General features: G+C 42.5%; 9 protein-coding genes. 3 read left to right on the forward strand and 6 right to left on the reverse strand.

All coding sequences use genetic code 11. The features are described 5' to 3' along the window. Positions 1 to 33: 33 nt before the first annotated feature. On the reverse strand, positions 34 to 552 hold the full coding sequence (locus QUE03_RS14795; RefSeq protein WP_286262713.1) for a hypothetical protein: 519 nt from the start codon (positions 550 to 552) through the stop codon (positions 34 to 36). A gap of 19 nt (positions 553 to 571) precedes the next feature. Continuing rightward, positions 572 to 1,270, reverse strand: a complete 699-nt coding sequence (locus tag QUE03_RS14800) for a HupE/UreJ family protein (protein ID WP_286262714.1) — start codon at positions 1,268 to 1,270, stop codon at positions 572 to 574. A gap of 601 nt (positions 1,271 to 1,871) precedes the next feature. On the opposite strand from QUE03_RS14800, the gene QUE03_RS14805 reads away from it, so the two are divergent. The 3 genes from QUE03_RS14805 to QUE03_RS14815 are packed head-to-tail and all read left to right on the forward strand — an operon-like array spanning position 1,872 to position 6,893. Beyond that, a complete protein-coding gene (locus QUE03_RS14805; RefSeq protein ID WP_286262715.1) occupies positions 1,872 to 2,597 on the forward strand; it encodes a TetR/AcrR family transcriptional regulator in 726 nt (241 codons plus the stop codon). A 49-nt stretch (positions 2,598 to 2,646) separates the two neighbouring features. Next, positions 2,647 to 3,768, forward strand: a complete 1,122-nt coding sequence (locus QUE03_RS14810; protein ID WP_286262716.1) for an efflux RND transporter periplasmic adaptor subunit — start codon at positions 2,647 to 2,649, stop codon at positions 3,766 to 3,768. Further along, the gene (locus tag QUE03_RS14815) at positions 3,768 to 6,893 is read left to right on the forward strand and encodes an efflux RND transporter permease subunit (RefSeq protein ID WP_286262717.1); all 3,126 of its coding nucleotides are present in this window, start codon (positions 3,768 to 3,770) and stop codon (positions 6,891 to 6,893) included. Before QUE03_RS14810 ends, QUE03_RS14815 begins: the two co-directional genes overlap by 1 nt. Before the next feature lie 243 nt (positions 6,894 to 7,136). On the opposite strand, the gene QUE03_RS14820 is transcribed toward QUE03_RS14815, so the two are convergent. The 4 genes from QUE03_RS14820 to QUE03_RS14835 all read right to left on the reverse strand — a co-directional run bounded on the left by QUE03_RS14820 (position 7,137) and on the right by QUE03_RS14835 (position 14,595). After that, positions 7,137 to 9,488 (reverse strand): alkaline phosphatase D family protein, encoded by a 2,352-nt coding sequence (locus QUE03_RS14820; RefSeq protein ID WP_286262718.1) that lies wholly within the window; start codon positions 9,486 to 9,488, stop codon positions 7,137 to 7,139. Between the two features lie 98 nt (positions 9,489 to 9,586). Beyond that, a complete protein-coding gene (locus QUE03_RS14825) occupies positions 9,587 to 11,206 on the reverse strand; it encodes an FGGY-family carbohydrate kinase (RefSeq protein ID WP_286262719.1) in 1,620 nt (539 codons plus the stop codon). Beyond that, complete coding sequence (locus QUE03_RS14830) at positions 11,203 to 12,978, reverse strand: glycerol-3-phosphate dehydrogenase/oxidase (protein WP_286262720.1); 1,776 nt, start codon at positions 12,976 to 12,978, stop codon at positions 11,203 to 11,205. The genes QUE03_RS14825 and QUE03_RS14830 overlap by 4 nt, the downstream gene beginning before the upstream one ends. A 24-nt stretch (positions 12,979 to 13,002) precedes the next feature. Next, entirely contained in the window at positions 13,003 to 14,595 is a 1,593-nt protein-coding gene (locus tag QUE03_RS14835) for an FAD-binding oxidoreductase (protein WP_286262721.1), read from the reverse strand. Between the last annotated feature and the right edge of the window lie 20 nt (positions 14,596 to 14,615).

Below are 14,615 nucleotides of genomic sequence, written 5' to 3' on the forward strand. Positions count from 1 at the left end.
GCTTTTCTATTCTACATTCAGCGACAACTTTTTTTATTTCAACCCTTCAATTACATAGTCACCACTAAAACTTAACGTAATTTTAACGTCTTGGTCTGATTTGTTTTTCCAATACCAGCCATGTGAGCCAGTATATGGCGCGGTAAAACTGCCGTTCATTTCATGTACTGTCGCTATGGTATAAGACTCAAAGTAGCCAGTGGTGTCGCCCTTAGGTTCACCGTGTAGATCCACGTATAAATCGCTTCCATCAGTAACCCACTCATAAGTTACTTTCTTAAATTGTTCCATCGCCAATTTATACTCAACACCTCGACCTGCGGGGACAGTTATTACAACAGCATCTTCTTCACTGTTACCTTTTCCATTTGTAACAACTGAAGTGTCTTCGCTTACCTCATTAAAAACGGTCAAGCCTAGTGACTGGCCGACGCCAGTTGGATCAATGTTGTACTCAGCCGGTAAAATAAATAGCACGAGCACTATGGCGGCAACGATTAAAGAGATAAGCGTAGCTTTGACCAGTGAACGATTTTGTCTGTTGGATTCCATAAATAGTGTTCTCATAATTTTAATTAATAAAATATCCAGTGAGTTGCATGCCGACCAACATAAAACCAGCACTCATCAATGCGGTATTGGTTGTAGTCGCGAATTTTTGAAAGCTGTCGAATTGACGCCAGTAATTAATCGCCAATAAAATGAACATCAGCGCAAGAAATTGCCCTAATTCAACGCCAAGGTTAAATGATAATAAGTTGGCCGCTAGTCCTTCTGATGGTAACTGAAATTCTTGAATTTTGGTCGCAAGACCGAAACCATGAAACAATCCAAAAATAAGTACCGCTTTTTTAGGGCAAGGTTGTTTACCAAAGAAGTGTTTAAAACCACCTAGGTTATCAAAACCTTTATAAACCACTGACAGTCCGATGATCGCGTCAATTAAATAAGCATTAACTTGAATGTTGGCCAAAACGCCGGTCATCAAGGTCAAACTGTGACCGATGGTGAACATACTGACGTACAACAGTACATCTCGGCTGCGATGCAAGAAGAACAGGACCCCCACTAAAAATAGCAGATGATCATAACCGGTGACCATGTGTTTCGCACCGATATAGATAAACGGGATAATTTGTAAACCGGTATTATTATTTAAAAAATTACGTGTACTGTCATCAACACCGTGAGCGAAACCCTCAATCGAAAATAACACTATAAAGGCGATGAACAGATACAATAAATTGATGTGCTTGTTGTACTTCAGCATGTATTTACCCTATATTTTTTCATTAAACTATTCTCAGTATTCTGTTTAGTTAATTTGTTTTCTCATCTGCATACAATAGAAGACACAAAGCAAGCAGCACGAAGAGTGTAAAACTGGTATGTATTTAAGCATCAAGGTAAAAATACGGTCTGTCAACGCCAAGGTTGACCTGTAAAGTCTTCATTGAGTCTCTAAAAACGTCGTTTAAGTCTCCCTTCTAACTTTTCAAGTTATAACAAGACGTGGTTTACCATGTTCACAGTTCGATTGATTTTTGCCATCAGCGAACAAGCCTAAATCAAAAATATCTATGTTCATAATAGTTTGTGATGGTGAGGGTTAATACCAAAACGTTAACGATCACTAACATAGAAAATGAGGTAAAGGTGGCAGTCAATAGATTTCGATTATTGGCGTCCATTAGCATAAACAAGAAATTCAACGTTGTATCCTATACTCGTACATCAAAGTGCTCATTATTTAGTCTATCCATTTAGATTTAGCATTGACAAATAAGAAGAACCGACTACAATAACGCCATTCGAATACCATTCGAATGGCGTTATCCTAACCGTTAAAGCAGATAAATGAGTAATAAACTATGGCACCAGCACCTAAATTCAGTCCGAGAGAGCAAGAAGAGATTATTTTGAATGCCGCGATCAAATGCGTTGAACAGACATCACTACTTGATTTCACGATGTCTGCCATCGCCAAAGAAGCAGAGCTTTCTATGGGGTCAATTTATAAGCTGGTGCAATGCAAAGAAGATATTATTTTTGCCCTAGCTCATCGTGTGTATAGCCATTACAGCAATATTTTTGAGCAAGTATTGGCGTTAGATTTAACTACACCTGAAAAAATAATGGCGATTACCTTACTTAACCCTAAGAAAATTGAGCCATATAGTTTTTCTTCTCATTTAGAGTCTTTTGCTGCAAATGAACTGGTGATCAACAAGGCTTCACCTTTATGGACCGAACGAATGCTTGCCGCCAATGAACGATGTGAGCAAGTGTTTTTTGACTGCATGAACAACGCTGCGGTTTCAGGCGAGTTAACGCTAAATGACAATGCAGAGCAAACAATTGAAGAGATCAATTTAGGCTGTTGGGCGTTAACTGTAGGCTATCACCATGTTGATCGCGTCACACAGATCAGGCAAATATCAGAAGGTACTGATTCATTAAAAGAGCCTGTTGCAACTGACTCACACATAGTCAACAGCTTAATGCGCTTACTCAATTCATATCAATGGCAAACACCTATTGACCACGCAGGGGTAGAAAAAGCCGCCGCGATGCTGGTTGAGTGCGGACTGAGATAAACAGCATTCACAAAACGCCATTGTTAAACAAGATTACCGGAGAGAAAATATGAAAATACATCGCTGGATTATCGCTATACTTTTTATAGCCTTAACCATTTCTGGATTGGGATTTTTCAAATTCCAACAAATTCAAGCCGCTATGGATATGGCCGCAGCTTTTCCTGAGCCTTCAGCTTCAGTTAATACGATAACCACCGAAGTGTCTGAGCATCAGTCGTCATTTCAAGTGACAGGCCAAGCCATATCAATACAAGCCATTGAGATCCAAAATGAATTGGCCGGCACCATTGATACGGTCAATTTCAAAGGAGGTGACCAAGTTAAAAAGGGACAACACTTATTGTCACTTAACATCCTCGATGAACAAGCACAATTGGTAGCCGCTAGAGCAAAACAAAAGCTAGCTAAAATAAATTTTGAACGCATGGGTGTATTGGTGGCTGAGAAAAAAGTCAGTCAACAAGATTACGATGCTGCTGAAGCAGACTTAAGTATCGCACGTGCCGAAATAGCTAGCCTTGAATCTACCATTAATAAGAAACAAATCTTTGCCTCGTTTGATGGACAAGTGAGCCTTGAAACTTATCAAGTGGGTCAATTTTTGCCTGCAAACACCACCATTTCCACCCTGATTGGTAACGGGCCAGAAATCTGGATTGACTTTCAGTTGGCGCAAACTAAACAGCGTTTATCCATTGGTGACAAGGTAGCCGTTCGCTCAATTACTAACGGGCAACAACAATTCAAGAGTGCCACGATTATTGCCATTAACAGTCAAATTAAAGCGCAGTCACGTCATTTGAGCTTCCGCGCTGAATTACCTGACGGGCAGTCATGGTTAAACCACAATGAAATTGTCCAAGTAAGAGTGTTTAACAAAACAGAGCAAACAGTATTACTGCCCAAAGCCGCAGTCAATCGAAACCATTTTGGCGCATTTGTTTATGAGTTAGTGCAAGATGATGATCAGCAATATCGCGCAAAAAAAGTCCCTGTCGAATTAGGTGTGCGCACCGGTGATTTACAGGTGATTCATTCAGGGCTGCAGCCAAATATGCTAATCGCCACCGACGGCTCCTTTAAACTTAGGGAAGGAATATTAGTGTATCCAAAGGCTTTGGCAAAAAATAGCCTTGGCAGCCAATTGCTTAGCGAGGAAGCGAAGTAATGAGTGCCTTGCATGAAAAGAAAGCATCTGTCATGGATATTTTTGTAGAGCGGCCGGTATTAGCCGTAGTGCTCTCAATACTAATTGTATTAGCGGGCCTTTACTCCGCGAATAAAATTTCTGTACAGCAATTCCCGCAAATAGAAAGTGCTTCTCTTGAAATTAGTACAACCTACACTGGCGCGTCAGCGGAAGTTGTAAAAGGGTTTGTTACTGAGCCTATCGAACGTGTTGCATCAACCGTTCCTGGTGTCGACTACGTAGACTCCACTACCACATCGGGTAGCAGTAAAGTGACAGCTTGGTTAAAACTTAATCATGACACTACCTCTGCACTAGCAGAGCTGACCACACGTTTGAGTCAAATAAAGTTTGAGCTCCCTGAGGGCGCGGAAGATCCATCGGTTTCTGTTAAACGAGCCGATGGCGCATACGCTATTTTTTACCTCAACTTGTTTTCCGATGACTTACCTCGCAGTGAAGTTACTGACTATTTAACCCGAAACATCGTCCCAGTGTTAAGCGACATTGATGGCGTTCAGCAGGTAACGATAGAAGGTGGGCGAAATCCTGCCATGCGTGTATGGATAGATTCAGACAAACTAGCGGTTTACAACATCAGTGCAGACCAAGTATTCAATGCGCTACAACAGAACAATACCATCGCCACGCTAGGTTATAGTGAAAATAACCGCCAACGGGTCGATTTAATGGCAAACACTACATTAAAAAATGTTGAAGATTTTGAGCAGTTAATTGTCGCAAACCTAGACGGAGCCCAAGTGTTATTGTCCGATGTGGCAACGATTGAGCGCGGCGAAGAAGAAGGCTCAGCAAATGCTCGTTTAGACCATGAACAAACCATTTTCTTAGCGGTTTGGGCTTTACCTGGCGCGAATGAAATAGCCATTGGTGATGAATTATATAAAAAGCTTGATACTGTAAACGCCGCAATGCCTAACGGTATTGAAATTGGTATCGGGTACGATGGCACGTTATACATGCGTGATGCAATAAAAGAAATCTTTACCACCTTGATTGAAACAGTGTTGCTTGTTGGTATTGTGGTCCTTGCGATGATGGGCTCATTTAGAACCGCACTTGTGCCGTTGATCACTATCCCTATTTCGATTTTAGGCGCAATTGCGGTAATGAAGTTAATGGGCTTTTCATTAAACCTATTAACCATTTTGGCTGTGGTACTATCCGTCGGATTAGTGGTCGATGACGCCATCGTTGTAGTTGAAAACGTTGCCAGACATATGCGCGAAGGAAAAAGTCGATTCAAAGCAGCATTGATCAGTTCAAGGCAGTTGTTGGTGCCGGTCATCGCGATGACCTTAACACTAGCCGCTGTATATGCTCCGATCGGTTTTTTATCAGGCTTAACTGGCTATTTGTTTAGAGAGTTCGCTTTTACCCTAGCGGTTGCGGTGCTGATTTCTGGCGTAGTTGCCGTGACATTATCTCCAGTCATGAGTGCCTTTGTATCACCTGAAGGTGGCCATGAAGGTAAGCTGACCAAAAAAATTAATCAGGGCTTCGATACCTTACAACAGTTATATCTAAAATCGCTCGAGACCATTTTCGACTGGAAAAACCAAGTGATTTTAATCGCCATTGTATTTAGTTTATTGGTGGTGCCCTTTTACATGCTATCTCAAAAAGAATTAGCCCCTGTAGAAGACCAAAATGCTATCAACGTAGTAGTTGAGGCGCCGCCTGAGGCCTCTTTGGCTTATACCTCAAACAACATGAACCAAGTAGTGGACACATTGATGACCACTGATGGTGCTAAGTTTGTTTGGCAAATAGTTAACACCAATGCAGGTTTTGGTGGCGTTGAACTTAAGAGCTTTTCAGAGCGTGACAAAAGCGTTCATGAAAGCTTACCCGAACTGTACGGGAAGCTTGGTGGCATCAGTGAATTAAACCTATTACCTATTTTATCGGCGGCGCTCCCTACTGCTGGGCAATTTGATGTTGAAATGGTCGTACGTACTAACGACAGTTATGAGAACATGCGCGGATATGCCGAGCAAATTATTGCTCAGGCGTATCAGTCAGGTAATTTCATGTTTGTCGATACCGATTTGAAGATAGACTTGCCACAAAGTGAGCTCATTATTGATCGCACATTAGTCGCAGATCTAGGTTTAACTCTGGCTGACGTCAATAACCAATTGAGCGTGTTGATGTCGAATAATTTCGTCAATCTATTTGATGACAATGGTAAGGCTTATCGCGTGATTCCGGTTGTTGATGACGCTGAAAAATACAACCCAGAAAACGTTTTAAATATGCAAATCAGCACGCCTACGGGTGAGTTGATTCGCGTATCAAGCTTTGCCGAAATTAAGTCCATTACAGGGCCACGTTTGCTGGGCTCATTTAACCAGCAAAAATCATTTAGGATTTACGGCGGTATTTTGCCTCATGTCACGAAAGAACAATCACTTGCAGCGATAGAAGATATTGCCGCTAACATACTGCCAAAATCATACTCTCTTGATTATGCGGGAGAATCACGACAGTTGAGGAAAGACGGTAATACTATGGTCAATGTATTGCTGATTTCTTTGGTGATTGTTTATTTCGTGTTGACCATTCAATTTAACAGTTTCAGAGATCCGTTAGTGGTGCTACTAGGCTGTGCTCCTCTTGCGCTATCTGGCGCGTTGAGTATTGCGTTTCTCGGCTTCACTTCCGTTAATATTTACTCGCAAATAGGTTTGATCACGCTTATAGGACTGATCACTAAGAACGGGATACTAATTGTTGAATTTGCCAATCATGTGCAACTTCAAGGTGCCAGTAAAATTGAAGCGGTTAAATCAGCAGCGTCAACACGATTACGTCCTATTTTGATGACAACAGGCGCAACTGTACTTGGCCATTTCCCTTTGGTCTTAGTGACAGGAGCGGGCGCAGAAGCGCGCAACAGTATTGGTATTATTCTTGTTGCAGGCATGTTAATTGGCACTTTCTTTACCTTAGTTGTATTGCCAATACTCTATTATTGGTTTGCCTCTGATCACCGCATAGATGCGAAAGAAGATGAAGTGCATGCAAGAGAATGTGAGCAGATACTCGCTGCAGATCCTAAGTCATTGGCAGGGGTATAATACCTAGCTGATATCTTGGCCTCCTCAACTGAACTTTTGGAGGTCAGATATCATTTTTTATTAACGAATTGTTCTAAAGTGATTACGAGTAAAATCCCATCGCATTTCTACTAAGAAACTCTCCAATCACAGGCCGAGAAGTAATAATACAAAATTAGAGCGAGGTCGTTGACCTACCACCTCACCTAATCCCGACTACACAGCTGCCACTTTTTGAACAGAGATATCCTGTTTAAAGTTATGCTATTGAAGTGGTGTTAAAACACCATCTGCGACTTTAAATTGATACAAACGTACCTGTGACAAGAATTCTTCAGCATTATCATAATAACTGCGTGTAACGGTATCCAATTGATGAAACTCACTGCCGATGTTATGGAAGTTTACTAACACTTGGTCAGCATCGACTTCAACGATTGCGACACCATGCTCCCACATTCGTGAGAACACCATATTATCGCTGATATCATCACGTTTGGTTGCCGTTTGTACTAGCAAGTCGAAAAAATAAGGGAAGTCAGTTAGTACATCAGGCATATCGCCTAACTGAGCAAATATTTGGTTCATGCCCCCTTGGAGGAATGAGCCAAAAGTACCAGATGAAACAGACGAAGTGGTAAAGTTAAACGATTTTTTCCCGGTTGCGTCATTCGCTTTATGCTCAGTCACGTAACTACTGTGTACATCACCACCTAAACTAATGACCCCAAATTGGCTCATTACACTGTCAACAAAGTTTGACTTAAACTGTGGAAAGCCATCCCACTGATCCGCTTCCAAATAAAAGCGTTGCTTTAACGCATGTGGAATAGCTGTTGAATCCAGCACCCCTTCCAGTGTGTTCAGGCCACTATGAACACGGCTCGATGACAAATCAAATATCAATGGTGAAAAAGACACTGAACTTCCCAGCATTTTCCATGTACTGTTTGATGTCGAAAAGGTGTGTGCTAGCCAAGCTGTTTGCATATCGTCAAAGGCTTTTTGTGCACTAGTTCCCTGTAAGTTAGCGACGTATTCACGATAGCCCGCATAAATGTCATAGGTATCTTTAATAACAAAATATCGACTGCCTATGTAATTAAATAATGTCGTTTTCCCCATGGTATAAAATGCTAAGCCTTGAGCAACATTTTCCTCAGGCAAGGCAGGCAACAATTGTATAGGATGATCAGATGCTAAACTTGCTTTAGCACTGGCTAGTACTTGGTTTAAGTAACTTGTCGCCAAATTACCCTGAATTACCGTCACGGCACGTTGCTGTGCTTGTGCAAGAGCCTCGCTTTGGCTTAAGGTTTTACGAGCCATTAGCTCTTGCATATATAGGCCAGTAAATACCTCCATAAATGCCGTTTTATAAGATGAGTAGGCTGCATCATCAATGTTCACATAAGGTGACATTTGGGCAACAATTCCATCGGCTTGCTCCTGCATTAGGCCAGTGGCCAATAGAAAACCTGTCAATGTAGGCTGGTCTATCGCCACGGTAGCGGGGAATGCATCTTCAGGCAAAATATGATCCGGGCGGTTGGTGCGAAAATCTGTCATGGCTAGATGAAGGTGCTTGCCAAACTGAAAGTCGCGATAAATACGTGTATTGGGAAATAGGTGCTCGTCATTTATGGTGATAGAGCCCGCAGGCAAATCGACTGTTGTGTGGGGCAGCTGATGATCAATCGGCATGTATTCGAAATATGCCATCTCTGAATTTTTCTTACGTTGAGTTTGCTGCTCATCACCTGCGCCATCAAGATAGGTTGCAGTATCGGCCCAGCTATCGTCAGAAAACTCATGATCATCCCAAATAGCAATCATCGGAAAGCGTTCATGGACACGTTGCAATAACTCGTCGCCTCGGTAAGTTTTATAGAGTTGGCGATAGTTGTCTAGACTGTTCGCTGCTTGAGTTTGGTTTTCACCAACGCCTAAAGTCAGCACACCTTCTTGATCGCTAAATTCAATGCTTCGAGCTCCACCTACCGATTGAAAGGTCGCATCCCCAGTGGTTTCGTAAATATAGTCTCCTAAATGCACGACAAAGTCTAAATCATCGTTATCAAGCAAGGACAGATAATTATTAAAGTAACGCCCGATATAATCTTGACACGAGACATAGGCAAACTTCACTTTTGTATCACTATCAGCAGCCGCAGCAGTTTTTGTTCGGCCAATTCGACTCGTATAATTATTGCCGCCACTTTGATAAATAAATCGGTAATAATAATGTTGTCCTGCGTTTAGCTCCGTTACGCGAATTTTAAGGCAATGATCTGACACAGCTAGCGCATCAAACGAGCTTTCAACAACTAGATTAGTAAAATCTTCATCCGTTGCGACCTGTAACATCAAGGGCGTATCTGCGCCACTTTGATCATCCACTCGCGTCCATAATATAACCGAATCTGCTTTAGGATCACCCGAGACTACTGACTGTGGAAAGAACTGGCTGCCGTCCAATAGACTAGGTGCAGGCGATGTTGAATCAATCACCTCACTTTTATTGCTAGAACTTCCACACCCTAAAATACTTGACGTTGCTACAACGCCAGCACTTACAGCGAGGGTTTTTATAAATTTACGACGGGTATAACTCATATTTCGCTCCTTCCTACACACTATTTAATTATTATTTTATTCGGTTCAACATTCCGCCAAACCGGGTAATTCAATCTATTGTGAATACGCAACTGTTGCTATTCGGGGTATCCTGTAATTTTCTTTATGTCTTGATAAATCGGCTTTAGCTGTCGGTACATTTTTCGATACACCTGCTGATATAATTTGTCATATAAGCGAACATGATTTGGATTGGGTATAAATGACTGCTCAATTCGGGTCATGGCATTTACGGCATTTTGATAACTCTCAAAATACCCCATCCCGACTGCGGCATTGATAGCGGCACCTAACCCAGAAGTTTCAAAGGTATGCGTACGATGAGCGGGTAAATTAAAGATATCCGCCGTCAATTGTAGCGCGGCATCAGATTGTGAGCCGCCCCCAGAAACAATCAGCCGTGTTATTTTTTGCTTCTGGCGCTTCTCCAGTGTTTCTTTGCCCTCGCGTAATGCATAGGCTAGCCCTTCAAGAATCGAACGATAAAGATGAGCACGCGTATGAACATCGCCAAAGCCGATAATGGCTCCTTTAGCTTCTAGATTTTTTAATCCAGGTGACCAATAGGGCTGTAACATCAGTCCCATAGATCCGGGCGGAACCTGCGCCACCAATTGGTCAAATAAGCTTTCAGCACTAACCCCTAACTCTTGTGCTTTTTCAATTTCATTTTGTCCAAATTCTTGTTTGAACCAATTGACCATCCAAAAACCGCGATAGATCATCACTTCACTATTAAAATTATCTGGAATTGCAGAAGGGTATGGTGGAATAAACGCTTGTGGCTCAACATAACGAGTATTATTAGTGTTAATGGTTGCGGTGGTACCGTAACTTAAGCTGGCGGTATCTGCACTAATACAACCAGAGCCGAGCACTTCACATGCTTTGTCTGAAGCGGACGCTAATACCTTAGTCCCCTCTTTTATTCCTGTCGCTTTTGCCGCCAGCTCAGTGATTACGCCAAGTACCTCACCCGGTTTAACCAAATTAGGCAACATTGAACGTTTAATTGGCAATGCATGCCACTTCCAATCCCACCGACTCGCCCAGCTTTGCTTTTTGTAATCGAAGGGAAGGTAACCAACAATACTACCAATCGAATCTTTATATTCTCCGGTCAACTTATGTGTTAGGAATCCGGAAAGTAAGAGAAATTTTTCGGTCTTATTCCATATTGCGGGCTCATTTTGCTGCAACCAATTAGCCTGTGATTTTCGACGAAAATAGTCCACAACTTTGGTTTGCCCAATAGCGGAAAATGCCAATCGCCAATACCAGGGCATCGCTTTGTTATGCTGACATAAGCGTTGATCTAGCCATAAAATCGCTGGACGCAAGGGTTGCCCCTGCTTATCTAAATTGATCACTGTACCACGCTGAGTCGTTACGGTAACCGCTCTGACTCTTTGCTGATAAGCGTTTGCAATCACCTCTTCTTGTTGCCAAAGCTGCTGACAACACTTTGTTAGCATTGTCCAGAAATATTCCGCATGCTGCTCGGCCCAACCTGGGTTCTCTGAGAAATAGGCTTCAAGCTCTATTCGGCTTATAGCTACAAGCTCCCCTCGTAAATTGAACAATAGTGCCCTCACACTTTGGGTACCATTATCAATAGTTAAAATTAAATCGTCGGCAATAGCTGACGGCTCAGCATTACTGGATTCATTGCACATTGAGGAATTAACCGCTGTCATATTTTTAATTTCTTTGGTTTATCTTGATGGTTTGGCAAGCTATAGGCGAGATGCCAAATAGCGCAATATCGATCGACTTCTTGTTGCCAGCGTTCTTCGCTCCACGACAAATATGGAGCACATAATTGCTTAATTTTAGGGAGTAATTCTTGAGCTCCCATTGGCAGTACATTGCCGATGCGAGTTCTACGTAGTAAGAGATCATCCAAGTGCTGTACTTGCTCGAATTTTACAGCCCAGATTAATTCTGCCCATAAATGCCTGCTGTACCTTATTGGAAAGCAATGTTGAGGATCACTTTGTTCGACAAACAGCTCACTTAGCTCGCCATAACAAGCGCTAATTTGCAGATAAGTCGATTCGCCTAAATCCCTGCCAAATAGCCCCGAAGATGCAGACAAAACAGGTAACTTACAGGCTAACTCGAGCGCATTAAGGTAATCTGCTTTTTCTTTTTGATGATATCCTACTGCATGTTTCTGCTCTGATGTTAGGTGCTGACATACCAATGTCAGCACCTGCTTAGCAATCAATCTAAAAGTCGTCAATTTACCACCAGCAATCCAAATAACGCCGGCTTTTTGCTCAATAAAATGTTCACGTTTTTCTTTTGAGGGAGCCGTTGATTCACCAGAAGTGATCACAGGTCTAACACCAGAGAACGTTGAAATCACATCGTTGGGGGTAATTTTGGCATTCGGGAATTGCTGTGCTATTGCAGCTAGTAAATAGTCAAACTCATCTTGAGTAATGTGAGCTTCCTTCTCCATATCTTGTGAATGCTCAACATCGGTTGTCCCTACCAGGGTGACGTTTTGCCATGGATAAACTTGCACTGGCCGTTTATCTTGTGCATGACGAATACTAAAAACACTTCCAACAGGTAATCGCCAACTCGGTATTAGTAAATGACTGCCTCGCAACGGACGCAAGTGCATAGTCTTGTCATTTCGTGTTCGACGATTGCTCGCTTTTTTCACACTATCTTGACCCAGCTTTGACCATGCCCCACAGGCATTAACAACAACTTTGGTCTTAATTGCCAAGACTTGTTCTGCTAACTCCATCTTGAGTACTTGATGGGTCTCATGCGCAGCGACATCAACAACCTTGGCGTAATTTAAGGCATCGCCACCTAAGCATAACGATTCTTGAATCAATCTTTGCACTAAGCGAGCATCGTCAGTTATTGCGTCATAAAATTGAGTGCCACCAAGGAGCTTTTTTTCATCAACATTGGGGGCAAGCGCTAGATAAGGTATTTGAGGCCAAAACTTATGCTGTTTTACTCCCGCAATAAAGTCATAACACGACAACAAACGATTAAACACCCAAACGCCAGGGAAAGCGTGCTGATAATGGCTCATCACAAAGCTTTGCTTTGTCACTAACGGATAGCCCTGTGCCAATAAGCGCTGTCTTTCTATGACAGATTCTTTCGTCAAGCCAATTTGCCCTTGAGCCATATAGCGCAAACCACCGTGAACCATTTTTGACGAACGACTCGAACTGCCCCACGCATAGTCTTTTTGCTCAAGTAATAGCACTTTTAAGCCCGCTTGTGAGGCTAGTTTTAAAATCCCAGCACCAGTAATTCCTCCACCGACCACAACCAAGTCCCACATTGGCGTTTTACTCATGTTGACAATTCGTTGCTCTCGGGACAGCTGTAGGTTCTTTACCTGACTCATCCGAGCCTCACTGCTATGACAGAGAGTTTGTTTGCCATTAACATGTATCGACTGATCGTCATTGTGAGAAGGATGTATCATAAAAACCTCAGTTTTTCTGCTGGCTTACTCAAGCAAAGTACCTGGATTCAATTGCTGTTGCTCATCGAAATGTTCGGAAAGGTTAGCAAGCAACTTCATGCCCAATACTCCTTTTTCAACACTAAGGTATGGCGCATGATCTTTACCCACGCCATGTTGATGGCTAATAGTACCCGCATTATTAATAATGGTTTCACTGGCAAGGTGCTTTAACTTCTTCCAGCGTGCTAACGTTTCCTCGTATGAAGAACCATTTCGATAAATATAAGTTGTATATAGGCTACAACCTTGCGCGTACACATGAGAAAGATGAGTAAAAACATGGATTTGCTCATTTTTATCGGTCAGGCCATGGCGAATTTCATCTTCAACTTTGGCCATAAGCTCGTCAACATTTCCCCAATCTGTCGCGGTTTCAAAAGTGTCCACAACATAGCCAAGCTGCCATAACGCATCACGAAGATAAGGCGAGCGAAAGCGATTAGCTTGCCACTTTTTGCCTAATAACGTCCCCGTATTCACACCTTTGTATTGTTTAACCACACTTTTTAACTGGCGTTTAGTCGCAGAAATTTGGCTATGACTGCCAGTTAAGCCAAAGGTCAACATACATTTATTGTCCTTACAGCCTCGCAGAGACAAATAGCGCTCTAACCATTTGATTGACGTTTCATGTCCAGCAAGTTTCAGCTGAGTTTGGGTTTCAACACGGTTACTTACTCTTAACATGGATAACGCAATACGGTGCTGTACAACCTCTTTACAAAACTGACTTGCTAGTTGCCAACTTGGAAAAAAGATCACGCCAAACTGCTCTTTTTCAGCTACGCGACTAACCCGTACTTTAACATCGGTTAGAATGCCAAAGCGTCCTTCAGATCCTAAAAGTATTTCACGTAGATCAGGACCCGCCGAAGAGGCAGGAAACGTGGGAACGGTTAGTGAACCATCGAAGGTTTCAAGGTTTCCCCCGGCAAATAATTGCTCAATACGCCCATAGCGTAATGATTGCTGACCACTTGAACGACTTGCCACCCAACCACCAATAGTGGATAACTCGAAGGATTGTGGAAAATGTCCCAAAGTGTAGCCACGTGCAAGCAATTGTGCTTCAACCATTGTACCGGGTGTGCCCGCCCCAAACGTTGCTATTTGGCTATTTTCGTCAAGATGAAGCAATTGATTCATGTGACTCATGTCTACCGTTAATACCGCTCTGGAGGACATGTTAGGGTTTATATGACCCGCCACACTTGTGCCTCCACCATAGGGAATGAGTTCAACGTTATGTGTTTTGGCATAAGCAAGAATATCTTCAACGTCTTGACGGTTTTCTGGAAAACACACGCCATCAGGGAAACAGGAGATTTCGCCACTACGCATGGCTAAATAGTCGGGTAATGATTGTCCTTTGGCGTGCCGTACTCGAGTTTGAGGATCCGTTGAAACCAATGGATGTTCAGGCAATCGTGACGATGGCACCTGACTTATAACGTCTGTTAAAGAAGCATCCTGCAAGCATTGGCCCGTACCAATAGTCTGTGATAAAAATTGTCCTGCAGAATGCGGCAATTCCATGGTTTTACTTTCATCACCCCAACCATTCCAACGTCTCATTTTATACCCCAGCTATGATT

Source organism: Thalassotalea atypica, from assembly GCF_030295975.1.
In the GTDB taxonomy this organism is placed as follows: Bacteria; Pseudomonadota; Gammaproteobacteria; order Enterobacterales; family Alteromonadaceae; genus Thalassotalea_F; species Thalassotalea_F atypica.

Coding starts and splice junctions, on each gene's coding strand:
- QUE03_RS14800 (WP_286262714.1), bottom strand. CDS start 1,270: ATGCTGAAGTACAACAAGCACATCAATTTATTGTATCTGTTCATCGCC.
- QUE03_RS14830 (WP_286262720.1), bottom strand. CDS start 12,978: ATGATACATCCTTCTCACAATGACGATCAGTCGATACATGTTAATGGC.
- QUE03_RS14795 (WP_286262713.1), bottom strand. CDS start 552: ATGGAATCCAACAGACAAAATCGTTCACTGGTCAAAGCTACGCTTATC.
- QUE03_RS14815 (WP_286262717.1), top strand. CDS start 3,768: ATGAGTGCCTTGCATGAAAAGAAAGCATCTGTCATGGATATTTTTGTA.
- QUE03_RS14825 (WP_286262719.1), bottom strand. CDS start 11,206: ATGACAGCGGTTAATTCCTCAATGTGCAATGAATCCAGTAATGCTGAG.
- QUE03_RS14810 (WP_286262716.1), top strand. CDS start 2,647: ATGAAAATACATCGCTGGATTATCGCTATACTTTTTATAGCCTTAACC.
- QUE03_RS14835 (WP_286262721.1), bottom strand. CDS start 14,595: ATGAGACGTTGGAATGGTTGGGGTGATGAAAGTAAAACCATGGAATTG.
- QUE03_RS14820 (WP_286262718.1), bottom strand. CDS start 9,488: ATGAGTTATACCCGTCGTAAATTTATAAAAACCCTCGCTGTAAGTGCT.
- QUE03_RS14805 (WP_286262715.1), top strand. CDS start 1,872: ATGGCACCAGCACCTAAATTCAGTCCGAGAGAGCAAGAAGAGATTATT.